Origin of the sequence: Pseudoalteromonas sp. ND6B (genome assembly GCF_000764215.1) — a bacterium.
GTDB lineage: Bacteria > Pseudomonadota > Gammaproteobacteria > Enterobacterales > Alteromonadaceae > Pseudoalteromonas > Pseudoalteromonas tetraodonis.
This window is the reverse complement of the sequence record NZ_JQFL01000028.1, coordinates 93,207-119,396: the sequence shown is the minus strand read 5'-3', so window position 1 is coordinate 119,396 and position 26,190 is coordinate 93,207. Positions and strand designations below refer to the sequence as shown.

The following is a 26,190-nucleotide window of genomic DNA, read 5'->3' as shown; positions in this document are numbered from 1 at the left end:
CACCTCATAGGACGTTATCTGCTTAATTAAAGTGTTGATGTTCAAGTTTAACTAATGAAGCGAAAATGGAAAATTTCACCAAACTATTAGCAATTACACTTTATATATTTTCTTTGTCTGGCTGTACTTCAATTGGCAGTTACGTCATGTCAAACCCCGGTATCTATCTTTCTGAAGCACAGTTTATAAAAGCAAAACCTAGCGACATTGGCTTTGAAAAACAAAAGTTTTGCTCTTTTAGTACCACTCAATGCATTACATATCTGACTGCTGAACCTTATCAAGCAGCCGAATTTTCGCAAGAGAGTTCTGTTTATTACAACCTTCATGCTACTGGTAATAATGTAGAAAATACAATTTCACACAGAATGACACCAGACACATTTAATCGTTTTGAAGGCACTGCTTTATTACTTCATGGCTATGGGGGCAGTAAAGAAGCAATGATGGCTTCAGCTATCTATTTTAGAGCGCTTGGTATGAACGTTATTATTCCAGATCTTTTTGGCCATGGTGAATCAACTGAAGCATTTGTATTTGCAGCAAAAGAGCACGGCATTTTAAATGAACTGCTTGCTGAGTCACTTTTAAATCAAATAAATAACCAGACTGTTGTAGTCGGCCATTCTATGGGAGCACTTACTGCAAGTAACTTATTATCATCAGAATATGTTGACGCTGCTATTTTACTTGCCCCAATGATGAGTTTTGACGTTGCAGCTAAGGAGTACTTACCTTATAAATCGCCTTTGCTTAGTCATTTTTTTCATAGCGAGATTGATAATATTGTTAACCAGGCAATGTTTGAGGCAGGAGTAACCATTCAAGAAACAAATTTATTGCCTAAATTAACTGAGACTAAAAAGCCTGTATTGTTAATTAACTCAGATGTTGACTCTCTATCCCCCCCGGCTTACTTTTCATCTATACAAAATGAGTTAGTAAAAAAAATAACTTTTAATGCTCGCTCTCATTCAAGTTTAATGGTGTTTGATCGTGATGATGCTATCGAAATTGAAAAATGGCTAATAACATGGTGAGCCTTGGCTGTTTTAGATGACATTGAGTGTATAAGTCATTTTTTATTATTGTTGAGTTTCGTTGCACTCTATCCAACTTACGCTTTGTAAACCCCCGTTACACTTTGATTAAAAAAGCCGCACAATAATAATTAGTGTGCGGCTTTAGTATTTTATTTTTTTAAAGCGATTACTTGTTTAGTAAGTGCTTTTCAAAAAAATCAGCCATCATAGTGTGGTAATGCAAAGTGGTGCCTTTGCCTTCACGTAGGCTATGTGAGCGGTTAGGGTATGAGAAAAACTCAAACTGCTTGTTATGCTTTACAAGCTCGTCAATTAAACGCTCTGAGCCTTGGTAATGCACGTTATCATCGCCTGTGCCGTGAATAAGCAACAGCTTACCGGTTAGGTTTTTAGCAAAGGTAATAGGCGAGGTGTTATCGTAACTCTCAGGATCGGTATTTGGGTTACCCGCATAACGCTCTTGGTAAATGGTGTCGTATAAACGAATGTCTGGCACGGGTGCTGAGGCAATGCCTACTTTAAATTTATCACCGTGGCGGAACAGTAAATTAAGGGTTGAGCTACCGCCGCCTGAATGACCCCACACGCCAACGCGGTCAGTGTCTATTACATCCCAACGTTTAGCCATAGCATCTAGGGCGTCTACTTGGTCTTGCACTGTGATAGAACCAATTTTTTTATAAATCGATTTGCGCCAATCTCGGCCTTTTGGTGCACGTGTACCACGATTATCAACCGATGCCACAATAAAGCCTTTTTGCGTTAGTAACGATTTATATAAGTAACTGTTACCTTCCCAGCGGTCTTGCACGGTTGAACCCCATGGTTCGCCGTATACGTAAAACACAATTGGGTATTTTTTACTTTTATCCATGTTCTCTGGGAACATAATGTAGCCGTCAAGCTCGGTGCCATCTTGCGCGTTTACTTTAAAAAACTCATGCTTTGGTAAGCTTTGCTCAGCAAGCTTTTGTTTAAGCTTTGTATTCTCAACTAAGGTTTTTACATTACTATGATCGCTCACTTTAATGATCTCTTTAGTCGGTGGCGTACCAAATTTTGAGTAAGTATGCATTGCCCATGAGGCATCTTTTGACATGTAGTAGCTGTTTGATCCCTCAAACTCAGCAGGTGTGACCCGTACCGGTTTGCTGCTGCCATCGAGCGGTGTGCTGTATAAATAACGCTGACCAGGATCGTTTGGCGACGCAATAAAATACATTACGTTTTTATCTTCATTGATGCTCAGCATATCAATAATGTCGTAATCGCCTGGGGTTAGGTCGATAATAGTTTTGCCATCGCGCGATACACGGTAAAGATGACGCCAACCGTCGCGTTCGCTATGCCAAATAAAAAACTCGCCGTCTTTTGACCAGTTTGCTTTATAAAACCATTCGATAAACGCATCGTCTTTGTCTTCTAAAATCTTGGTCAGTTGCTGCTTTTGCCAATCAAACAACCACACTTTGTTATGGCTTTGCGGGCGGTTTAAGTCTTGAATCATTAATTCATTACCGGTGCCAGCCCAGCTAATACGCGGAATATAACGGTCGCGGTTATCGCCTTCAAGCTCAGCCCAACGGGTTTGTTTATCAGCAAGGCTTACCACACCAACACGCACGGCAGAGTTGGTTTCACCGGCCTTAGGATAAGGGAATTCTTTAAGGGTAGGGTACAGTTCGTCAGTGTTGTTGATCATAGTGAAAAATTTAACGTCACTGGTATCAAGCTGCCAATAGGCGATTGATTTGTTGTCGGGGCTCCAACGAAAACCATCGGCAATGGTGAATTCTTCTTCGTATACCCAATCAAAATTACCGTTAACTATGGTGGCGCTGCCATCGGTTGTAAGCGCGGTTACATCGTTACTGCCAACCGCTTGCATATAAATGTTGTTGTCGCGCACGTAGGCTACTTTTGAACTATCTGGCGAGAACTTAGCAAACATTAACTTAGTAGGCTCAACATCCAAGCCACCTAATTGCTGTAACTGGTTAGTCTCAAGGTTGAGTAACCAAAAATCCCCTCGACTGCGAGAGCGCCAAACTTGCTCGCTGTTGGTAAATACCATCAGCCATTTACCGTCTTTTGACCACTGATAGCTTTCGATTGCAAATGGCTCGTCTGCGCCCTCTGGCAACAGTTTTTCAAACTCAACCAGTACTTTACGGCCTGTGCCGTCAGCATTGTAAAATACAATGTCGTTGCCTTTTACGCCGTGCTCTTTTTCATCATCAACGTTGTTATCGTCTGCTTTTTCTTTTTCGCTTTCGCGCTCTTCAAGCACAGTGTAGCCGGTACCATCGTCTAGCCACTTAAAGTAAGTGCTTCGCTGGGTTTTAAATTCTTTATCTTTATAAATTTGCGCTAGGCTTAATGGATTATTCACGGTACTCATCGCTGCATTGTTGTTAGTTGTTATGCTGGTACTTGAACATGCTTGCAAGCCTAAGCCCGCAACAATGGCCAGTGCCAAGCCCGATGTTTTGATCAGATTCATTGTTATTGTTCCTTGGGTCTGTTGGCCTTTATGGATTAAGGCGCTTATTACATTTACTGTAACAAAATAACGTACACAATATCAGCATGCTTAACGCACAAAGCTATGGTTTAAACCCAAACTTTTATAATTAATTACCATGCTGGATTTTTAAATTCTTCACTGAGCGTGTCGATTAGTGCTCTTACTGTTGCTGATAAATGCTGACGAGAAGGGTAAAGCACATATATTTTCATTGGGTTTAATGTCCATGGCGCTAATACACGTTGCAAGCGACCATCCAGTATATATTGATTTGCCAAATACGTAGGCTGCACTGAAATACCACCACCGGCTATAGCTGCATGAAGTAATGTGGTGGCCTCGTTTGCACTTAAATTGCATTTAACATCAACCGATTGAAACTCATCCCCGTTGTGTAAATGCCAAATATATCGGTCGAAGTTTTTATAGCCTAAACATTGATGAGTGCTTAACTGTTGTGGTGTCGTTATTGGCGGATAATCTGCAAGGTAATCAGCTGAGGCCACTAATATAGATTCACACTCGGCAATAGGTTTACCTATTAACGAAGGATCAGGATTGGCTGCAATACGTATTGCCAAATCAACACGTTGCTCTATTAGATCTGTGGTTGAGTCTTCAAGATCTATGTCTATTTGCACGTTAGAGTGACGTTTCATAAAACGTGTAAATATAGGGGCTAATTGTGCAAAACCTAACGACATACTGGTCGCTACTCGTATTTTACCTGACAACTGTTGCTGGCTTTTAGTTTGTTCAACTAAACGGTTAGCCTGTGCTAACCATTGCTCTATTTCGGGTAAACAGGCCTCGCCGGCGGTGGTAAGCGTTACTTTACGGGTAGTGCGATGCAATAAGCGCGTATTTAACCAGGCCTCTGCCGACTCAATATGACGAGTAACCATAGGGCGTGACATTTCAAGCCGATCGGCAGTGGCAGTAAAACTGCCTGAGTAGGCAACATCAACAAAAACCTGTGCTGCGGTGAGTTTATCCATAGTATTTGCACGATTTATGAAACAATGATGCTAATTATTGGTTGTTTTTCTGAACATATCAAACCTTTATTATGCTCGCATTAGCAACCAATGATGAGAATACCATGAAACTACGCACGCTTTTACTAAGCACACTATTAGCCAGCAATATCGCTATTGCAGACGAAACCCCACTAACCCTTGATGTGTATAACGCTGACAGCAATAGCTTTCATGTTAATGCCACGCTGGTTTATGGCCGTACCGATGCAATTTTAATTGATACCGGATTTACCAAAGCAGATGCACTGCGCATTGCCGCCAAAGTAATTGACTCTGGCAAACAACTAAAAACTATTTTTATTAGCCAAGCCGATCCTGATTACTACTTTGGCGCTGAAGTGTTACAGCAGTTTTTTCCTGACGTAGAGATTATAACCACACCGGCAGTGCACCAAAAAATAGCAGCAAAGCTTAAAGGTAAACTTGCTTTCTGGACCCCAAAAATGGGTGAAAACGCACCAAAAAACCCCGTCGTACCTAAGGTATTTAATGGTAATATCTTAAAAATAGAAGGCCATACCATTGAAATTCGTGGCACAGAGGGTGAGCATAATCATCGCCCATATTTATGGATCCCTGATAATAAAGCTGTTTTAGGGAATGTGGCTGTATACGCTAATGTTCATTTATGGATGGCCGATGCACAAACTCAGGCAGAGCAAAATGCATGGGCAAAGCAACTTAATGAAATGAAAGCACTCAACCCTGACGTGGTGATCCCTGGGCATATGAAAGCAGGCACTCAATTAGATGCTGCAAATATTGATTTTTCAATCCAGTATTTAAAGGATTTTGCACACGCTAAGCAAAGTAGTGATAGCAGTAAGCTGCTGATAGATAAAATGACCAACTCATACCCAGAGGCTGTATTACCTATGGCTCTTAGCATTGGCGCTAAAGTTCATAAAGGCGAAATGAAATGGTAATTGCTTACGCTTAACCACTGTAATAAATACAGTAGAACCAAAAAACACGCCTAGCAAAGTCTGGCGTGTTTTTTATTATTGCCACAAATACATACTGGCTCGTTTATTGGCAATATTTAATTCAAATACCTCAGTGCTTGCACACATAGCAGCGCCATAGCATACATGTAGCGGTAACAAGTGCTCTTCTCTAGGGTGATTAAAGCGTGCAGCTGGAGCTTGCTGCCATGCTAATAATTGCTGTTCACGCTGCTGCTCGGTTAATGTTTGATCTGCGATTGTGCTTACCAGCCAATTTTCAAATGCCTGATTTTGCTGATTAACATCGCTTGATTGGGTAACACCAAAAGCGCGCATATTATGGAAGGTAAAGCCTGAGCCTATAATTAATAAGTTATCGTAATCAATACTTTGCAACGCTTTACCAATTTCAACATGCAACAGCGGATCAAGGCTTGGGTGCAAGGATATTTGCACACAGGGAATATCGGCCTCTGGATACATAATTTTTAACGGTACAAACATACCGTGATCAAAACCACGCTGTGGATCGAGTTTTGAGTCAATATTATGTGTTGCGAGCGCTTGTTGTACTAAATTAGCAAGTTGCGGCTGGCCAGTACAAGGGTAAGTTAATTGGTACGCCTGCTCAGGAAAACCATAGTAATCGTAAATAAGCGGCGGTGAAGAGTGCGCCGTTATACTAATTGGTTGAGCTTCCCAATGCGCGCTGATCATTAAAATAGCGCTAGGCTTTGGGATTGTAGCGGCAACTTGTTCTAAGCAGGCTCGCATTTCTGCATGGTTGGCATCACCTAGTAATGGCATTGGGCCGCCACCATGAGAAATGAAAAAAACAGTTGGGCGTTGCATGTGGTTAATCCTAAAGGACAGATATTATTATAGTGCCTGCGCAGTTAGTAAATAACTAGCCACATAAACGCACAACCTCAGTGCGCAAATATTATATGTGGTGTTTATTCATCAAGCTCTAAGTGAGCGCGTTCAACGCTTTCTTGAGGTAACTCTTTTTGCACCGATACACCCAGCTCCTTAAATTCTGAGGCTTGTTTAATTAAGTTACCTTTACCACGGTATAACTGAGAAAATGCTTTATCGTAGGTTTCTTTGGCTTTATCGAGCTGTTTACCCACCCCTTCCATACTGGTTAAAAAGCCGTTGAGCTTACTGTAAAAACGCTCAGCACGATTAGCCAGCTCTTTTGAATATTTAGTTTGCTCTTCAAAGCGCCATAACTGCTTAACAATATTTAAACTGGTTAGCAGGGTAGTAGGAGTAGCAACCAAAATGTTTTTTTCGATTGCTTGCTGGTAAATGTCGCTTTGGTATTTAAGTGCTTCTACAAAGGCGGATTCAATCGGTACAAACATAATAACAACCTCAGGCGAGTTTATCCCTGGTAAACGGTCATACGATTTACTGGCCAACTCATTTATACGGGCAGTTACGGCATTTACATGCTCTTTAATCGCTTGTTGAGACTCAAGCTCTGTTTCGGCATTTACATAACGGGTATAGGCATTTAACGATGTTTTTGCGTCAATCACTAAGTGCCGACCTTGGGGTAAATACACCACCACATCAGGGCGCAAACGGCCGTCTTCGGTATTAAACGACACTTCTCGTTTATAATCAGTACCTGCTCGCAAGCCTGCGCTATCAAGCACGTTTTCAAGCATTAACTCGCCCCAATTACCTTGGGTTTTCTTTTGCCCTTGTAAGGCATTGCTTAGTTTGTCAGCCTGCTCGGTAATGGCTTGGCTTTTGGCTTGTAAATGAAGCAGCTCAGTTTTAAGTGCAGCACGTTGTTTTAAGTCTTCAACGTGAATAGATTCCATTTTATCTCTAAAGCCTTTTAGCTCACCTTGAACCGGCTTGAGTAACTGCTCTATGCTTTCTTGATTGAGGGTTTTAAATTTTTGCGATTTTTCTTCTAAGATTTGATTGGCTAAATTTTCGAATTCTTTTTTAAGCGTTTCTTTACTTTGCTCTATATGGGCGAGTTGCTCGCTGAAATGTTGCTGCTTTTGCTCAAGGGTAGTGCGTATATTATTAAGCTCGACATCGCGCAGATTGTATTGCTCGCGCAGGGCGGTTAGCTCGGCTTCGGCTTTACGCCAATATTGATTATAAAGTTGACTTTGTTTTTCTTGCTCAGTTAATCGCGTTTTAAAATGTTGCGCCTGATCACGTTGCTCTTGATGAGTAAGCCCTAACAAGTCGTGCTCTTCCACTAAAGAGGCATATTGATTTTGCGTATGCTCATACTGGCTTTGTAATAACAATAACTGTTGTTGCTGCTCACTCACTTGGCGCTTTATTTTTTTGCTTAACTGGACTGATACAACGCTGAAAATAGCCATACCGGCTATAGCGCCAGTACCAACACTTAACCAATCTAAATGGGATAAAAACGAAGTAAACATAAAATAAACTTTTAAAATTTAGTGACATGCCATCATAACGAATTACGCTCTTTAGCAGTAGGGTAAAACACTAAATTAAGCGCATAAAAAAAACCAGCTAGTAAAGCTGGCTCAATATTACTAAATTAGTAATCAAACAGGGAAATCAACATGAAACTTGTAAAACAACATATCAACTACAAGCATAATAGTAGACGCGCTCTGATTAAATTAGTTCAAAATAATTTTAAAAAAGTTGAATTTGAGGCATAAAAAAAGCCAGCTAATAAAGCTGGCTCAATATTACTAAATTAGTAATCAAACAGGGAAATCAACATGAAACTTGTATAACAACACATCAACTACAAGCATAATAATAGACCCAGCCATTTGTGATTAGTTCAAAATAAATTAAATAAAAAATAAATATTTTTAAAAGCAAAAAAAAGCCAGCGCATTACTGGCTGGCTTAATCATTACTATGTCTAGTAACTACTATATGGGATATCAACATGAAAGCTTGGAGAAACTGCAATTTAACCAAGCATATTAATAGACGCCTACAATTTAAATAAGTTCAAAAACTCGTCATGATTTTTTAAAATTATTTTAGCTTTTAATTAAAGACAGCATTTGTTGTTCGTCAAACTGGGTAAAACTCATTGATTTTTCGGTAAATAATGCATCTACAAGCGCTTGCTTATCTTGCTGCATTTGAAATACTTTTTGTTCAATAGAGTTAGCCATAATTAGTTTATAAACAAACACTGGGTTTGTTTGCCCAATTCGATAAGCACGATCGGTGGCTTGTTTTTCAACGGCTGGGTTCCACCATGGATCAAAATGAATAACGGTGTCGGCTTGGGTTAAATTAAGCCCTGTACCACCGGCTTTTAAGCTAATTAAAAACACGGAAGTGTTACCACTGGTAAATTCGTCTATTACTTTATCGCGATGACGCGTTTGCCCAGTTAGCATACTAAAATTAATATTTAGCTCATTTAAACGCTCGGCAATTAAATCAAGGGCAGAGGTAAACTGGCTAAATATAATCACTTTACGGCCAAGGCTAAGCATTAAAGGTAAGTGACTCGATAACCATTCTAATTTAGCACTGGCTGCCTCAGTTTCAGGTTCAATGAGTTTAGGATGACAACAAATTTGGCGTAACTTTAATAAAGCTTCTAAAAAAGCGAGTTTACTTTTTTGTACGCCTTGCTCGGCAAATAAATCAATGAGTTTCTCTTCAAGCGCACGGGTTATACCTTGGTACATATCTTTTTGTTTAGGTTCAAACTCAAACTCTTTTATAAGTTCGGTTTTTTGCGGCAGCTCTTGAGCCACTTGGGCTTTAGTACGGCGCAAAATAAACGGCATAATTAACGCTTTTAGTTGCTCTGCACGTTCAATATTGCTTTCGCGTTCAATAGGGCCTTGAAAATGCTGCTTAAAGTGCGCCTGTGAACCTAAAAGCGAGGGCATTGCAAAGTCGAGCAATGACTTTAATTCAAATAAATTGTTTTCAATTGGGGTGCCACTTAAACAAAGCTTAAAGTCGGCATTTAAACGTTTTACCAACCGCGAAACTTGTGCGGTATCGTTTTTAATATACTGGGCTTCATCAAGAATAATGTTTTCAAAATACAGTGGTGAGTAATAAGCAATGTCACGTTTTAATAGCGGATAGGTGGTTAAAATACACTGCGCTTGTGCCAAATGCTGCAACAAATCATTTCGGTGTGCACCAAAAATAGTGGTCACTTTTAAGCTTTTTGCGAACTTGGTAATTTCATTTTGCCAATTACTCACTAAACTTGTAGGGCACACAATAAGCGTAGGCCCTGCTTGCGGTGTATTGTATGAGCTTGCTAAGTAGGCAATCACTTGTAACGTTTTACCCAAGCCCATATCATCCGCTAAAATCCCACCTAACTGATTACGCTTTAAAAAGTTAAGCCAAGCCACGCCTTCTTGCTGATACTCTCTTAATACTACAGAATCGTGTAAGCCATGAATGGCAGTGTTAGGTGATAGCAGTGCATCGTTATTTAGTTCATCAAGGTAACGCTCTAATGACGGGTCATGTAGCTCTACATTAATAGCTGTGTGCTGAACTAATTCAGGTAAGTATGAAAGCGGAATGTTAAATTCGTCACGGGTTTTAATAAATTCAAATCGCATTTTAAATTCAATTAATAAATTAAACGCTGCTTTATCAATAACCCCAAATTGACGGCCAACAGGGTAGTAATAAAATAATTCACTTTGACGGTTTAACGATTCATACAGTTTATTATTTACATTTAATAGGGTGGCTACTTTGGTATCGTTTAGCATTACTTTACTATGCATTTGATGACCTGCAGCTCTGTTTACATGCAATGAGATTTGGCTTTTAGTATCAGCAACATTAACTTTGCTCATTGATACTTGCCAACCGCGTTGTTTAAAGCTGGGAAGTACCTCGTGAACTAGCCAATGTAAGTGAATAGCCGATTCCTGACTAAAAATAAACTCGCTGTGTAAACCCCCTTTACAAAAATCGAAGCCTAAGTTGACTAACTCATTGGTAACGGTGTTTTCAAAGGCGCTATTAATTAACTTTGCAGGCGCGGTGCCCGCTAAATAGTTTTTATTTTTATACTTAAACGATAACGAAATAGCCATTACTGAGCCCGACATGCTGACTTTAAGTATGGCATTACTCAACGACTTAACAGGCGTGCTTGGTGTATTAGTAGGGTGGGGAATAACACCTACTCCAAAGTTATCAGCAAGCTGCTTATAAATTCGGTCAAAGTTTGTATCGTGCAGCGCAGGTATAGTTTGTAAGTGCGCAATTTCATCAGCACTGAGGGGCGTGCGAATACGGCCTAATTTATATTTATCTAAATCTAAGTAGATGGGCGGCGTTGTTTTAATTAACGCCCAATTAGGAATTTGATCCAAGTGAATTTTTAACTGGGTTACCTCTTTTTGTTTTTCCCAAACAAAGTTAAGAGGTAAACCAGGTTGCGCTTTAATAGGTACTCGAGAGCGTTGTAAAAATAATCTGTCTGTGGCTAGTAATTGCTGCAGCGCATTAAAACCCCATTGACCTTTAAGCTCAATATTACCGACCGCATTTTGCGATCGGATCCAGCTATATAATCTAAAATCACTTTCGAGCAAATCGCTAGGGGTTACAAAACTATTAAGCTGTTGCTCAGTTAAATTTCGCCCAAGTGCATAATTATTATTTTTATCGTAGTTGGCAATTTTAGGGGTTAAAAATACTTTGTTGTTTTCTATGTCTAATACAAACAGTAATACTTGCGAGGGTTGAGCTTGGTCGGTGTTTTTAAGTGCGCTTAGTTCACTAAACCAATCATTAATAAAATAATCTTCACCGTACTCACCAGAATGCTCAATTTTAAGCTTTAACAAAATAGCGGCCAAATGGCGGCATTTAGTTTTAACATTACAGGTACAGTGGGTATCGACCGAATAACCAGTTGGTAATTTACTGATCTCAATACGTTGGTTGAACGCGATTCCTTTATCACCTTGCACCGTAGAGTCAACCACAGAAAAATCTGCATTATGTTCTAACCAACTGATTTGGCCGTTTTTATAGTACGATTTTCCTTTGGCCAACACCGCGGGTTTAAATAATTTTTTTATGAATCGCTCAGAAAGAGGAAACTGGGTAGCCTGCTCATTTTTAATTTCTTCAAAAATAGCCATTAAATCATTTTTTGATAAGTTAGCAGACATGTCACTCAAAGTATTAAAATTTAAAAACAATTTTTCCAGTATATGCCTTATCAGCGCTGAGCTAAAGCAATATTATTTTTAAAATAAACTGGTTGGATCTGATTGGTTAGTAAAAAATTGGTTTATAGCGAATTGGCGATCATTGTTTAATTTTGCTCACTAAAAAAGCACGTTTAAATTACAAAATAAAAACAATTAATTAACTTTAAAAGGAGATTTAGTTAGGCTTAGATCAGGTTTTTACTAACAAGGTGAAAAATGGCATTAAAAGGAGGTGTTTAGTTAGTAAAAATATGATCCTTGATGGTTTAAGCCATGTTTTTAGCCTTTTTATGCCACTAAAGATCAGATTTTTACCAACTAAAAAAGAGGTTTAGATCATGTTTTAACTAACCCAACCCCTTTTACAGATCACGATATTACTAACTAATTAAAGGCACTTAATAACTTAGTAAGTTGCTCTAAGCGCTTGTCTGTCATCACTTTATTATTTATTTTAATTGAAACGTCACCACTTTTAAGGTTGCGTTGCACACTAATAAAGTCATTTTCTAAAACCGCTTCACGTTTTGATGCTGTTTTAGGCTCTGCAGTTAGGTATTTAGTAATTAGCATAGCGCGCTTGTCGTCGGCTTCTAAGGCGTTAATTTCATCATTGCTGGCAAGTGCAACAACTAACTCGTTAAATGCTTCATCATCGCGCACCTTTGCGTTAATCAGCTTTTTAGCAACTTCTCTACCAACATGATTAGCTGTTGGGTAAAGGGCTATAACATCTGCAGATATTTGCTCATACGCTTTTATCGCATCAGCAATCGCTGTATGCGATACCCCTTCAATAACAGCAATTTCACGGTACGAGCCTTTTTTGCCTTGTTGAATAAGATCGTTTCTAGTTTGCTGATACGCTTGACCCAACTCCCAAAGACTAGGGGCAATGTATTGATCTGATGAAACCGCAAGTACTTTGGCATCTTGCTCGCTAAAGTCACTAGAACTCAATACGAGGTAGTCTGCGCCACCTAAAATACAGGCTTTACGACGTCTAGAGCCAGCTAATACAAGGCTCATATCACCTTGCTCCCACAATAGGGCAGGGTGCTGATTACGGCCATCTTCTTTGATAGCAGGAAGAATATCTGCGACTGACTTTTCGTTTAAAAGCGCTTGTACGCGACGATTTTTACCATAAACCTGAGTTGAGTTTTCAATCTCGTTATGTGCTATCACTTTACAAACAAGCGTAATTTCCCGATTAGGATCACTAGGAGCAGGCATACGAATAACGTCGCCTGCATTGGCTTGCTCTAAAAGGGCATCTAAGCTGCTACTGCCAACAGCGGTTGCAAAGGGATCTAAGCGGGTGTCATTTTTACGTTTTTTAGCCATTTTTAGTCAACATCCTTACTTAGGCGTATTTAATTTAGATTGAGTGGATTGCCAATTAGAACGAATTAGCATTTCGAGTTCATCAACTACATCTTTGATATTTTCTTGTGCGCGCATTAATGACTCTCTACTTGCTAAGCTGTCAGATGCTTTTTGGTCAAAGATAGTATTGAACGACGATGAACTGGCGGTAATTGCTGAACTATGATTAATAGGATAGCTCATTACTTGGCGACCAAAAGCACTACGCACATCTTTAACTATGTCGCGTTGTGAGTGATTGCCTTTAACATAATTAGTAACTAAAAATTGCATGAAATCCCAACCATCATGGCCAAGAGCGGCAACGGTATGATAAATCTCACCTAAGCGTTTTAAATATTTATTATTTGCATCAAAGTCTACCGCTTCAGGGTGAACCGGAATTAGCATCGCCGTTGAAGCCATTAATGCATTGTAAAACATAAAGTTAAGCGTTGGCGCTGTATCAATTAAAAGAATGTCAAACTCATCTTTTACCGGCTCTATCACGCGTTCTAGTAGTTTGTGGTAATGGCGTGTTTGCTCATAATTGGAGGTGTCTTTGAGTAATGTTGCTGTTTCGTGCTCAAAATAAAAGTCATCCATACCTGATGGTAAAACACGAATATTAGGAATATGTGTTGGTAAAAAAGAGTTAGACACAAATTCAGGCCATGTTTCACCTTCATCAAGGTCAATGCAATCACGCATCAAATCACCAACGGTAATTGGATCGGGCTCTGAAGATGGGAAAAAGCTTGATGATGACCCTTGAGGATCTAAATCAATTATACCGATACGGTAACGTTTAATGTTAGTGGTAGCGAGTGCAGCAGCAATGTTAACCATGCTTGTTGTTTTACCACAACCACCTTTTAATGAATTAATAACAATAACTTGGAGTTTGTCTGTTGATGCGCGGTGATCAGGCTGTATGTCCATAATATCAGCCATAGCAAAAATATTAACTAAGGTGTAGGCATAGTGGCCGTTTGCACCGCGTTTTATATTTAAATCGTCAAAGTCACCATTGTCATGGCGTCTTTTTAAGGTACGATTATTACAGCCAAGTAAATCAGCTGCTGCTTTTTGGGTGTAAGTTCTTAATTCTTTTTCTTCAGATTTAAGATGGGCGCGGTAATGTTGGATACGTCCTTCTAGTGATTTTTCAGCAACTTCTGCGGTTGCTTTCAAAAGTCGATAAGTATCTAGCGCGTTTTTATTGATAGACATACTTTATTCCTCAAAGTTAGGTGTTTAGTATAATGTCCATTCAATTAGCTGTAAACAACTATTTAAGGCGACATGTGTTTTAAATACATGACATATAAAATAATTTTTACACCTTTAAGATTGCTTAGTATAAATAAAGAAGTTTAAGTATGGTTAAATATATAAGGTAATAAAGGCTAAGGGTGTAAAATACATATATAACGTAATGATTTATATAAATAATATTAAAAATAGTGGATCAGCATTGTACGTGGTTAAGATCAGATCCTTATCTACTTGCAGATCAGCTTTTTACTAAGCGAATATTTACAATCTAAGTTACGCACAGGTTAAGCACTGAGTTACTCACAAATACCTACCTGTAGATCATATTTTTACTAAGTAAATTATAAAGTTATGCACTAAGCAATAGTGATAATGCATGGTTTAATTAGTATAGATCTGATCTGTAGTAAGTACAGATCAGATCTATGCTAACTCGAACTAAGCTTATCCACAGGGGGTTAAGATTTTTATATAATTTGTCGTGTAAAATATAAAAAAAAACACTTTGTAATGGACAAAATTATTATTTAGTTAGTAAAAATTTGGCTTATCAACACTCAGTTAGTAAAAATGTGATCTGAAAACGCTTGTCTTAAGTTTTCCTTAGTTAAATACTGATCTGAGCATTTTATTTGAAGTCAGATCACTTTTATACTAACTTAAACATTTAACTTTTGTGGCTTTATGTGTTGTTATTAGCTGTCACAATAAAAACGGAAATAAAAACCATGAGCCGAAAGGTCAACATCTCGGTAGATAACTTGCCCGATACACTTAGGGGCCAAATTCACGGGGTGGAAAGTGCGATCGATAACGAAAGCCTAGCACTATTTACAGATAATAAAGATGTGCGAATTTCGATAGAAAATGCAGCCCATGGGTTACGCGCTTACTCTAACACATTTAACCATTATGATCTGTGGGGACGTTTTGTTCGCTCAGGCCACAAAAAACTGCCACTTGAAGAAGCCCCTAAAAAAACCATCATTACGCGTAAGATATCTGAAAAAGTAGATGGTATTTTATATGATGGCGAAATAAAAATAACACCGGCTGTGGTCAGTACTCGTAAAGATGGCGAAGATGTAGAATATTTAGTGTGGCCATCAGATAGAGAAGAAAAAGTAGAGCGCGCATTAATTCGCCTCGCTTCAAAAGGTAAAATTGTAAAAATTAATTTTAAGTCCGGTATTCAATATGCCGTTGTGTTTTCTATGAACGAATTAGCACAAGAGCTTAAAGCGGTTGGCCAATCTATGCCATATCCGCAAATTAAAGAGTCGCTTGAAGCATTGCAAGGTTCTAAACTTTCTTTTAAATATTCTGCAACGGATACTAAAAATTCTGATATTGATGATTCGTTTTACGAGTCTAATATGAACTTTTTATCGTCTTTGCACTTTAGTGGTAAGAAAGGCCAAGGCGGAAACGTAAAATGTGTTGCGTGTTTAAATGCATTTGTACACAACATGATTGATAACCTTGAATACAAAGGTTATTACTTTAACAGTGCACAAGAATTAAAACGCGGATTATCGCGTTGGATGATGCTGCGTTTATATCATTTATGGCGTTATGCAGCACCAGGAAAAACCTACCATTTTAGATTACTTTCTATTATGGAAAAATATGGCTCTATTTACTCAACGGATGATATTACCGAAAATAAATTAAAAGCACTGCGTCGTGATATGACAACCACGATGAAAGATTTAATTGAAAAAGGAGCAATATCTGAATACAGCATTACCAATGTTAAAGATGATAAAACCGGCAACATAGTCGATTACACTTATGAAATGCATCCGTCTGATCAATTTTGTGATGAGATATTGGCATTAAATAAACACAATAAGCGTATTGAAATACAAGGCGGCAAACGCATTGTTGAAAATGCGGTATTGATTGATGAAGATAAGCTGGAAGAAATTGTAGAAAAGTAATTCTATTTATTTTTACCAACAAATATATTAAAGGCCACATAATGTGGCCTTTTTAACATAATTTATTTAGTTACTTGTTCTAAATATAATCGGTCCACTAGAAAATCATATTCGCGTTTTCGGGGATGCGATAAGGGTTTTTGGTAACTCGGTAGTTCGCCAAATTTTACGTCGGGCTGTGGGTTAATTAGTATAAAAGGTAAAGCAGCACTAACATGATAGCGATTTTGTGCAGTGTACCTCACATTAACTTGAGGACTAACTCGAGTAGGGCGCCTAATTCGCAATTTTTCTTTTTCACCCAAACTGGCTACTCGAACCTGTTCTTGTGCAACCAGTGACTGCCATTTTTGCTGATCAATCATTCGCGGGTTTTTATAGCCTGCCGATTTATCTAACATTTCAAGCGCCATTTTTTTTGTAAGTGTTTTGGTTGCGTGTTTATGCATCCAAGTAAAGCGAACAGAAAAAGGGGATTCAATTTCACTATGAATTTTACGATACGCCGCAAGCGTTATTAAATTTGGCATTGCATTATGCACCGCTTCAAATCGCGCGTCGTTATTATCTATTGCTAAAATACAATTTTTAAAAGCTGCTTTTGCACTATTTACCTGTGCTATGCGATCAATAATGGCTTGTTTATTCGCCTCTTTTATTACTAGCAAACCAGGGTGTCGCTTTAATACTCGGCTGCTTAGCCCTGGCTTTTTATACATATCTGAGAAAGCATTTAAAATTGCCTTATGTGCCAATTCCCCTGTTATTTTTGAAACGCTTATAGACTCTGGGATTATATTTTCTTCAGTACTACTAATCTCAGGTAATTGAAAATACTCTGCTTTAGCAAAGCCAACCTCTTTAAGCTCATCAATTAAGCTAAGTGTTAATTCATTGAGTAAATCAAACTGACTTCTTATTTGTACCTTTGTAACCATTAGCTACCTACCTAGAACACATCTTACTTATTTACTATTCTCGCAAACAACCTTTTCTTTTGATAGTCATTCCTTCAAATAATATTCTATAGCTAAGATTTACAATAATTTAATTTAAGTATGATGTGTTCTTTATAGTTTTTTAAAGTACTTTTGCTTCACATACTTTAAAGGAAATAATAGAAGGGCTGAGTTAAGGCACTGAGCTTTGTATGCAGCGCTAGCATAAATATTTAAAAGCGCATAATTGAGTAGCATTCTTTTTTAAAACCACCCGTAAAGTTAAGATTACATAAGTGCAAATTAAGTATGATGTGTTCCTATTGCTATCTGTATCACCATCGCTTAGCTGTTAAGCTTCTACTCAAGCCATTATAATGCACACTCTACCTACTTAGATTATTGTTTTTAAATGTTTATTTATTTTTGCTTTATAAACTTGCTCATCATAAGTAACTCAAAATAGGCTCTTAAATCTTATTAAAATTTAACTAATAACTAAATAATTGGTAAATAGTGTATTTAGTCCTTGAACAAAGCACACTGCATACGTTAATTTCATTACATCAGGTAATAGGAATGAGGAATGAACATGCAATCGTGGAACCCAAATAGCTGGAGAGAACTGCCAATACTGCAGCAACCACAGTACCCAGATCAAGACGTATTAAAGTCGGTAGAAAGCCAGTTGAAAAGTGCACCGCCTTTAGTATTTGCCGAAGAAACAAGAAGTTTATTTAAACAACTTGAAGACGTATGCGAAGGCCGTGCCTTTTTACTTCAAGGTGGAGATTGTGCAGAATCGTTTAGCGACTTTAATGCCGCTAATATTCGCGATACATTTAAAACCATCTTACAAATGGCTGTAGTATTAACCTATGGTGGAAAGTGCCCGGTTGTTAAAATTGCACGTATGGCAGGTCAATACGCTAAGCCACGTTCAGCCGACTTAGAAACAATAGACGGCGTTTCGTTGCCATCTTACCGTGGTGATATAGTAAATAACTTTGAGTTTACTGAAGAAGCACGTATTCCAGACCCTCAACGTTTAATGACGGCATATCATCACAGTGCGGCAACGCTAAATTTGCTACGCGCTTTTGCACAAGGTGGACTTGCCGACTTACATCAAGTTAACCGTTGGAACATGGGCTTTGTTGCTGCTAATCCACAAAAAGCAAAATACCAACAACTTGCAGACAAAATTCAAGACGCGTTAGAATTTATGGAAGTGTGTGGTATTAATTCAACTATAGCGCCAAGCTTAAAAGAAACTGATTTATACACGTCACACGAAGCGTTATTACTAGGCTACGAAGAAGCATTAACACGTAGAGACCATTTATCAGGTGACTGGTACGATTGTTCAGCACACTTTGTTTGGATTGGTGAACGTACTCGCCAGCTAGACCATGCCCATATTGAATTTTTTAAAGGTATTAAAAACCCAATTGGCGTTAAAGTTGGGCCAGGTATGGATCCAGACGAGCTTATCCGTTTAATCGATGCGCTTAACCCGGATAATATCCCAGGCCGATTAACACTTATCACGCGCATGGGTGCGGATGTATTACCAGAGAAGTTACCTGCGCTGGTGCGTAAAGTACAGCAAGAAGGTCGCAAAGTAATTTGGAGCTCAGATCCAATGCATGGCAATACTGAAAAAGCCAGCTCAGGTTACAAAACGCGTAGCTTTGATAATATCATGCGCGAAATTAGCCAATTCTTTGCTGTTCATAAAGCAGAGGGTTCTTACGCAGGCGGTGTTCATTTAGAAATGACCGGCCAACATGTAACAGAGTGTACTGGCGGTGCATACGGTTTATCTGACGATGACCTTGCTCAGCGCTACAAAACACAATGTGACCCACGCTTAAATGCTGATCAAGTATTAGAGCTTGGATTTTTAGTAGCTGATTTACTAAAAGATGCGCGTAAATAATACCCGCTCATAAATACCAAAAGCCGCTTTTATTTAGCGGCTTTTTTGTGTATTAACTGTGATTACGCGCTTAAATCACACATTAGTTTGTTAGTACTTACGACGCTCAAGGCCTGTATCAGAAATGATTTTTGCTGAAATTTCTTCAACTGAATGGTGAGTTGAATTTAAATGTGCAATTTTATGTTTTTTATACAGCATTTCAACTTCGCGCACTTCAATACGACACTGCCTGATTGATGCGTATTTTGAATTTGCCATGCGTCTGTCTCTTATTGCAGCCAGACGCTCTGGATCAATAGTTAAGCCAAACAGTTTATGTTTATAAGGCACTAAGCATTTTGGTAAACCTTCGCTTTCTAAGTCGTCTTCGGTGATCGGGTAATTGGCTGCTTTAATGCCATACTGCAACGCTAAATAAAGACTGGTGGGTGTTTTACCACTTCGACTAACGCCAACTAAAATAATATCAGCCTCCGCAAAGTTTTTAATGTTGCCACCATCATCATTCATCAACGCGTAATTAACGGCATCAATTCTAAAATCATAACTTTTTTCATGAATAGAATGTGTTCTGTGTACTTTTGGTACTGGCGCCACATTTAATTCTTTTTCAATTTTTTCACTATAGGTACTTAAAAAGTCGTATGAAACTGCATCCGCTGAGCGAATAATCTCAGACAATTTATGATTCACAAAAGTAAAAAACACCAAAGGCTTTTCACCTTGCTTAGATGACGTGGCGTTAATAAGCGCTTTTATTTCATGCGCTTTTTCTTCAGTTTCTACAAAAGGGATTGTTTTATGATTAAATTCGACAGGGAATAAGGATAAAGTCGCATGACCAAACACTTCAGATGTGATTGCTGTACCATCTGAAATATAAAACGCAGTTCTCATAAAGCCTCTTTTTTATTACATTTAATTTTAAAATCAGTGTATCACGGTTTACGTGGGGACGTTTGCCAGTGTAGAATGGTGGCGACCTTTATAAAAGGTTTTCTTTCTTAACTCTCACAGTTACTACTACAATTTGTTTTTTGGAGAAAGATCCGTGCAAGAATACGTTCTCTGGTATCAAGAGCTTGGTATGCAAGATGTTCCTCGAGTTGGCGGTAAAAATGCGTCACTTGGTGAAATGATTTCAAACTTAGCTAACGCAGGTGTGCAAGTCCCAGGTGGTTTTGCTACTACCTCAGACGCTTTTAACGAGTTTTTAGAACAATCAGGACTCAACGCAAAAATTCATGACATTTTAGATACACTCGATGTTGATGATGTAAACACACTCGCCAAAGTCGGCGCCGATATCCGCCAGTGGATTATCGATACCCCATTCCAACCTAGTCTAGACAAAGCAATCCGCGACGCATACAGCCAGCTACATGGCGACACAACTGCAGATGTTTCATTCGCTGTTCGTTCATCAGCAACCGCTGAAGATATGCCAGATGCCTCTTTTGCAGGCCAACAAGAAACGTTTTTAAACGTTGTTGGTATTGATTCTGTAATGACAGCCATCAAACACGTATTCGCTTCGTTATTTAATGACCGTGCAATTTCTTATCGTGTTCACCAAGGCTACGATCACCGTGGTGTTGCCTTATCAGCAGGTATTCAACGCATGGTTCGCTCAGATAAATCAGCATCAGGCGTTATGTTTAGTATTGATACTGAATCTGGTTTTGAAGATGTTGTATTTATTACATCAAGCTATGGTTTGGGTGAAATGGTTGTACAGGGTGCGGTAAATCCTGATGAATTTTATGTTCATAAACCAACGCTGCTTAAAAACAAGCCATCAGTAGTTCGTCGTAATATTGGCTCTAAAGCCATTCAAATGATTTACTCTCAAGACAAAGCCCACGGCAAACAAGTAGAAATTGTTGATGTAGATCCAGCACTTTCAAACAAATTCTCGATTACAGATGAAGAAGTGCAAAACCTTGCCAAACAAGCTGTAATCATTGAAAAACATTACGGTCGTCCAATGGACATCGAATGGGCAAAAGATGGTAACGATGGCAAACTATATATAGTTCAGGCGCGTCCAGAAACAGTTCGTTCAAACGAAGACACTAACGTAATGGAACGCTTCCAACTTAATGGCAGCAGCAATGTTGTTGTTGAAGGCCGTGCAATTGGTCATAAAATTGGTAGTGGTGTTGTGCGTGTACTTGATTCAATCAAAGAGATGGACCAAGTACAAGTAGGTGACATTTTAGTTACCGACATGACCGACCCAGATTGGGAACCTATCATGAAACGCGCGGCTGCGATTGTTACAAATCGTGGTGGTCGTACATGTCATGCTGCAATTATTGCACGTGAGTTAGGTATTCCAGCCGTTGTTGGTTGTGGTAATGCAACAGACTTAATTAAAGCAGGTCAAGAAGTTACCGTATCATGTGCCGAAGGCGATACAGGTTTCATCTATGAAGGTATTTTAGACTTTGAAGTGTTAACTTCACGCGTAGACGAGATGCCTGAACTGCCAATGAAAGTAATGATGAACGTAGGTAACCCAGATCGCGCATTCGATTTTGCTCGTTTACCACATTCAGGTGTTGGCCTTGCCCGCGTTGAGTTTATCATCAACCGTATGATTGGTGTTCACCCTAAAGCGTTATTAAATTTTGATGCACAAACAGATGCATTAAAAGCAGAAATCACTGACATGATTGCCGGTTACGAATCACCTGTTGAATTCTATATTGGTAAACTAGTTGAAGGTATTTCTACCCTAGGTTGTGCGTTTGCTCCAGAGCGTGTAATTGTTCGTATGTCTGATTTTAAATCAAACGAATACGCAAACTTAGTGGGCGGCCAGCAATACGAGCCAGAAGAAGAAAACCCAATGATTGGTTTCCGTGGTGCTGCGCGTTATATTTCTGAAGATTTCCGTGATTGTTTTGCCCTTGAGTGTGAAGCAATAAAACGTGTTAGAAATACCATGGATATGACTAACATCGAAATCATGATACCATTCGTACGTACCCTTGAAGAAGGTAAACGCGTTATTGAATTACTTGAAGAGCATGGCCTTAAACGTGGCGAAAATGGTCTTAAAGTAATTATGATGTGTGAACTTCCGTCAAATGCATTAATGGCTGAAGAGTTTTTAGAATACTTCGATGGTTTCTCTATCGGCTCTAACGATTTAACGCAGTTAACGCTTGGTCTTGACCGTGATTCAGGTTTAATTGCGCACTTATTTGATGAGCGCGACCCTGCAATCAAAAAGCTTCTTTCTATGGCTATTAAAACAGCAAAAGAAAAAGGTAAGTACGTAGGTATTTGTGGTCAAGGTCCTTCAGATCATGAAGATTTTGCTGCATGGTTAGTAGAGCAGGGCATTGATTCTGTCTCGCTTAACCCAGATACAGTACTAGAAACATGGTTATATTTAGCTGATAAACTCGCTAAATAAATTACCTTGTTAAAAAAATGCCAGCATCTGCTGGCATTTTTTATGGCTTAAAATGTGTGTTTTGCTAATTTTTTATCTAAATAGGCACATGAGCGAGTAAGCGCTTTTTGACACCACGCTAAATAACCTCTCGCTTTTGGGTAATACATAGAAAAGCACAGTAAACCTGCAATAAAAAATATTAACGAGGGTCCAGGTACTACGGCAAATAGTAGTCCTAATAAAATAAACAGTGTCCCGCTGATCTGTATAAGTAGTTTTTTCATATAAACCTCATAGTAGGCGTTTAATTTGATTATAATTGCAGCAGCTCATATTACGATTAAAAGAGTGTTACAAACTGTAAAATCTTCAATTTCTATTAGCCATCACCATGATATAATTACACAAATGCATTAAAAAGCGCCGCCATGATAGCAACGATTACACAACAAGATGCCGCGACCAAATTGGTTGCAAATTACTTAAATACCATACAAAATCAAGGATTTACTGGAGATACAGACGCCAGTTATGCAACGAGGCTGACTGCATCAACCGATAACAGTATTTACCAGCAGCTTCCACAAGGTGTTATTTTTCCAAAAAACGAAAAAGACATTCAAATTGCCTTACAAACTGCATCTCATGACCCGTTTTTGTCGTTAACTTTTGGTCCTCGCGGTGGCGGCACAGGCACTAACGGACAATCTTTAACCCCTGGTATTGTGGTTGATTTATCACGTTACATGCGTGAAATCCTCGAAATAAATGTAGAAGAAGGTTGGGTACGAGTTCAAACGGGCGTGATAAAAGATCAACTTAACGACTTTTTAAAACCGTATGGATTTTTCTTTTCACCCGATTTATCTACCAGTAACCGCGCCACCATTGGCGGCATGATCAGTACAGATGCATCTGGCCAAGGTTCATTAGTTTATGGCAAAACCAGCGACCATGTTTTAGGGCTAACCACGTATTTAGTCGACGGCACAGCAATGTCTACCAGCCCAATAGACATAGAAAAAGCAAAAATAATTGCCGATCAAGACTCATTAATTGGGCAAATATACAAAACAGTTTTAGATATTTCAATTAGTGAACGCGACGCTATATTAGCCAAATTCCCACGATTAAATCGCTTCTTAACTGGGTATGACCTAGAGCATGTACTAAGTGAAGACTTACAAACTTTTGATATGAGTCGACTAATTACAGGTTCTGAAGGCTCATTAGGTATAGTTACTGAGGCGAAATTAAACCTAACACCCATTGCTGAATTTAAAACACTCATCAATATAAAATATGACAGTTTTGATTCTGCACTTCGCCATTCACCATTTTTGGTTGATGCCCGTGCTACCTCGGTTGAAACCGTTGACAGCAAAGTTTTGAATCTTGCGCGCGAAGACATTATTTGGCATTCAGTATCGGACTTAATAACCGATGTACCAAATAAAGATATGCAAGGACTCAACATGGTTGAGTTTAATGCTGTATCACCACAAGACATAAAAGACAAAGTAGACACTTTATGTAAATTATTAGATGAGTGCGTTGAAAACCAAACTAATGGTGTTATTGGCTATCAGTTAACCAGCGATAAAAGCGATATACTAAAAATTTATGCAATGCGTAAAAAATCAGTGGGTTTATTAGGTAATGTAAAAGGAAGCCAAAAACCCCTCGCGTTTGCAGAGGATACTGCCGTCCCGCCTGAAAATTTAGCCGATTACATTGTTGAATTTAGAGCGCTACTTGATAGTCATAATTTACAATATGGTATGTTTGGCCATGTTGATGCAGGTGTATTACATGTTAGACCTGCGCTTGATATGTGCGACCCAGAACAAGAAAAATTACTCCGTACACTTTCAGATGAGGTAGTAAAACTCACCGCTAAATACGGTGGATTAATGTGGGGCGAGCATGGTAAAGGCTACCGAAGTGAATACGGCCCTGAATTTTTTGGTGAGCATTTATTTACCCAATTACGCAAAATAAAATCTGTATTTGACCCAAACAACAAAATAAACCCTGGTAAAATATGCACGCCTATTGAAAGTAAAGACTCACTAGTTAGTGTTGATGGGCAGAAACGTTCTTACTTCGATAAGCAAATCTCTATTGATGTTAAAACCAGTTTTAACAATGCAATGACCTGTAATGGTAACGGTCTGTGTTTTAATTATGATGAAAACTCGCCAATGTGCCCATCTTATAAAGTGACCGGCGATCGTCGTAACTCACCTAAAGGTCGCGCGGGTTTAATGCGTGAATGGTTACGACTTCAAGAGTCAAAAGATGTTAATTTGCTTGAAGTAGAAAAAGAGCTAAACAAAGGTGAAGTGATCACCTGGTGGGAGCGTTTTGTTCATAGCCGTGAAAAAAATAAAGGCATTTACGATTTTTCTCACGAAGTAAAAGCATCAATGGACGAATGTTTAGCATGTAAAGCGTGTACTACCGCTTGCCCAATAAAGGTAGATGTACCAACTTTCCGTGCCCGTTTTTTAAATTATTATCACAGTTATTATGCCCGACCACTCAAAGATTATTTAGTGGGTAATATCGAAAATAGCGCACCGTTAATGTCAAAATTTGCTCGGATTATTAACCCAATTGTAAAAACATCATTGGTTAGTAGCATTATTAAAAAAACGGTCGGTTATGTTGACACCCCGCAGCTAAGTATTCCAGCACTCGGGAAACGTATAAACAAAGCGCAAAAATTCGATTTAAATTTACTTAAAAAGTTAAGCGCCAATGAACAAAATGAGTATGTACTCATTGTTCAAGACCCGTTTACCAGCTTTTACGAAGCCGAATTGGTTGAGAGCTTTATTACACTGATCACACAGCTTGGAAAAAAACCCATGTTGTTACCATTTAAACCCAATGGTAAGCCTCAACATGTGAAAGGTTTTTTACATGAGTTTAAAGTGACAGCTAAAAATGCTGCAGAATTTCTAAATCAACTTAACGAAATCAATGCGCCATTAGTAGGTTTAGATGCTTCTTTAGTGATGTGTTATCGCGATGAATATAATACAATTTTAGAAAATAACCGTGGTGACTTTCATGTTCTACTTGCTCATGAATGGCTAGAAACACAATCGTTTAAACAGTTAACGGCTAAACAAAATTTAAATACTGAATTTACATTATTGAGCCACTGCACTGAAACAACCGCTTTACCAAAAGCGGCAAGTGTTTGGAAAACTATTTTTGATGAACTTGGTTTAACATTAAACACTACAAATACGGGTTGTTGTGGAATGGCAGGTACGTATGGCCACGAAGCACAAAACCAAGATAACTCTCGATCGCTTTACGACATGAGTTGGAAACCTATTGTTGATAAAAATAAACCTGAGCAACTTTTATCAACGGGATTCTCATGTCGCAGCCAAGTTAAACGTTATGAAAAGTTTAAACCCAAGCATCCGATAGAGTTACTGGCAAATGTACTTAGTTAATAATTTAATTAATTAAGCTGAAAATAAAAAGGCGTAACTTATTATTAAGTACGCCTTTTTATTTTGCTTATAT

At 38.6% G+C, this 26,190-nt stretch carries 16 protein-coding genes; 6 read left to right on the top strand and 10 right to left on the bottom strand.

What is annotated here, in order from left to right; all coding sequences use genetic code 11:
- The first annotated feature begins 65 nt into the window (after positions 1-65).
- Positions 66-1,040: an alpha/beta hydrolase gene (locus ND6B_RS11840; RefSeq protein WP_013462777.1), complete on the top strand. Its 975-nt coding sequence runs from the start codon at positions 66-68 to the stop codon at positions 1,038-1,040.
- Positions 1,041-1,209: 169 nt separating this feature from the next.
- Here ND6B_RS11840 and ND6B_RS11845 read toward each other — a convergent pair whose 3' ends face one another.
- Together ND6B_RS11845 and ND6B_RS11850 are read right to left on the bottom strand one after the other, a co-directional pair.
- Positions 1,210-3,546: a S9 family peptidase gene (locus ND6B_RS11845; protein ID WP_033103182.1), complete on the bottom strand. Its 2,337-nt coding sequence runs from the start codon at positions 3,544-3,546 to the stop codon at positions 1,210-1,212.
- A 134-nt stretch (positions 3,547-3,680) separates the two neighbouring features.
- Positions 3,681-4,568: a LysR family transcriptional regulator gene (locus ND6B_RS11850; RefSeq protein WP_033103181.1), complete on the bottom strand. Its 888-nt coding sequence runs from the start codon at positions 4,566-4,568 to the stop codon at positions 3,681-3,683.
- 104 nt (positions 4,569-4,672) lie between these two features.
- Here ND6B_RS11850 and ND6B_RS11855 point away from each other — a divergent pair, with 104 nt between their 5' ends.
- On the top strand, positions 4,673-5,536 hold the full coding sequence (locus tag ND6B_RS11855) for an MBL fold metallo-hydrolase (protein ID WP_033103241.1): 864 nt from the start codon (positions 4,673-4,675) through the stop codon (positions 5,534-5,536).
- 75 nt (positions 5,537-5,611) lie between these two features.
- On the opposite strand, the gene ND6B_RS11860 is transcribed toward ND6B_RS11855, so the two are convergent.
- The 5 genes from ND6B_RS11860 to ND6B_RS11880 all read right to left on the bottom strand — a co-directional run bounded on the left by ND6B_RS11860 (position 5,612) and on the right by ND6B_RS11880 (position 14,361).
- On the bottom strand, positions 5,612-6,409 hold the full coding sequence (locus ND6B_RS11860; RefSeq protein WP_033103180.1) for a DODA-type extradiol aromatic ring-opening family dioxygenase: 798 nt from the start codon (positions 6,407-6,409) through the stop codon (positions 5,612-5,614).
- A 104-nt stretch (positions 6,410-6,513) separates the two neighbouring features.
- Positions 6,514-7,983, bottom strand: coding sequence for a DNA recombination protein RmuC (gene rmuC / locus ND6B_RS11865; protein WP_033103179.1), 1,470 nt, complete (start codon positions 7,981-7,983; stop codon positions 6,514-6,516).
- 588 nt (positions 7,984-8,571) lie between these two features.
- Positions 8,572-11,718, bottom strand: coding sequence for a DEAD/DEAH box helicase (locus tag ND6B_RS11870; RefSeq protein ID WP_033103240.1), 3,147 nt, complete (start codon positions 11,716-11,718; stop codon positions 8,572-8,574).
- 426 nt (positions 11,719-12,144) lie between these two features.
- Positions 12,145-13,107 carry a transcriptional regulator gene (locus ND6B_RS11875; protein ID WP_033103178.1) on the bottom strand — a complete coding sequence of 321 codons (963 nt, stop codon included), beginning with the start codon at positions 13,105-13,107 and terminating at the stop codon, positions 12,145-12,147.
- 15 nt (positions 13,108-13,122) lie between these two features.
- Positions 13,123-14,361, bottom strand: a complete 1,239-nt coding sequence (locus ND6B_RS11880) for an AAA family ATPase (RefSeq protein ID WP_033103177.1) — start codon at positions 14,359-14,361, stop codon at positions 13,123-13,125.
- 773 nt (positions 14,362-15,134) lie between these two features.
- On the opposite strand from ND6B_RS11880, the gene ND6B_RS11885 reads away from it, so the two are divergent.
- Complete coding sequence (locus tag ND6B_RS11885) at positions 15,135-16,349, top strand: hypothetical protein (protein WP_013463357.1); 1,215 nt, start codon at positions 15,135-15,137, stop codon at positions 16,347-16,349.
- A gap of 62 nt (positions 16,350-16,411) precedes the next feature.
- Here ND6B_RS11885 and ND6B_RS11890 read toward each other — a convergent pair whose 3' ends face one another.
- The gene (locus ND6B_RS11890; protein WP_033103176.1) at positions 16,412-17,287 is read right to left on the bottom strand and encodes a DNA replication terminus site-binding protein; all 876 of its coding nucleotides are present in this window, start codon (positions 17,285-17,287) and stop codon (positions 16,412-16,414) included.
- Positions 17,288-17,879: 592 nt separating this feature from the next.
- On the opposite strand from ND6B_RS11890, the gene ND6B_RS11895 reads away from it, so the two are divergent.
- Positions 17,880-19,229, top strand: a complete 1,350-nt coding sequence (locus ND6B_RS11895; protein ID WP_024602472.1) for a class II 3-deoxy-7-phosphoheptulonate synthase — start codon at positions 17,880-17,882, stop codon at positions 19,227-19,229.
- A 90-nt stretch (positions 19,230-19,319) separates the two neighbouring features.
- On the opposite strand, the gene ppsR is transcribed toward ND6B_RS11895, so the two are convergent.
- Positions 19,320-20,129: a posphoenolpyruvate synthetase regulatory kinase/phosphorylase PpsR gene (gene ppsR / locus ND6B_RS11900; RefSeq protein WP_008464475.1), complete on the bottom strand. Its 810-nt coding sequence runs from the start codon at positions 20,127-20,129 to the stop codon at positions 19,320-19,322.
- A gap of 154 nt (positions 20,130-20,283) precedes the next feature.
- Here ppsR and ppsA point away from each other — a divergent pair, with 154 nt between their 5' ends.
- A complete protein-coding gene (gene ppsA / locus ND6B_RS11905) occupies positions 20,284-22,659 on the top strand; it encodes a phosphoenolpyruvate synthase (protein ID WP_016898933.1) in 2,376 nt (791 codons plus the stop codon).
- A 47-nt stretch (positions 22,660-22,706) separates the two neighbouring features.
- Here ppsA and ND6B_RS11910 read toward each other — a convergent pair whose 3' ends face one another.
- Entirely contained in the window at positions 22,707-22,925 is a 219-nt protein-coding gene (locus ND6B_RS11910) for a PGPGW domain-containing protein (protein WP_013463352.1), read from the bottom strand.
- 144 nt (positions 22,926-23,069) lie between these two features.
- Here ND6B_RS11910 and ydiJ point away from each other — a divergent pair, with 144 nt between their 5' ends.
- Entirely contained in the window at positions 23,070-26,117 is a 3,048-nt protein-coding gene (ydiJ, locus tag ND6B_RS11915; RefSeq protein ID WP_033103175.1) for a D-2-hydroxyglutarate dehydrogenase YdiJ, read from the top strand.
- Positions 26,118-26,190 lie beyond the last annotated feature (73 nt).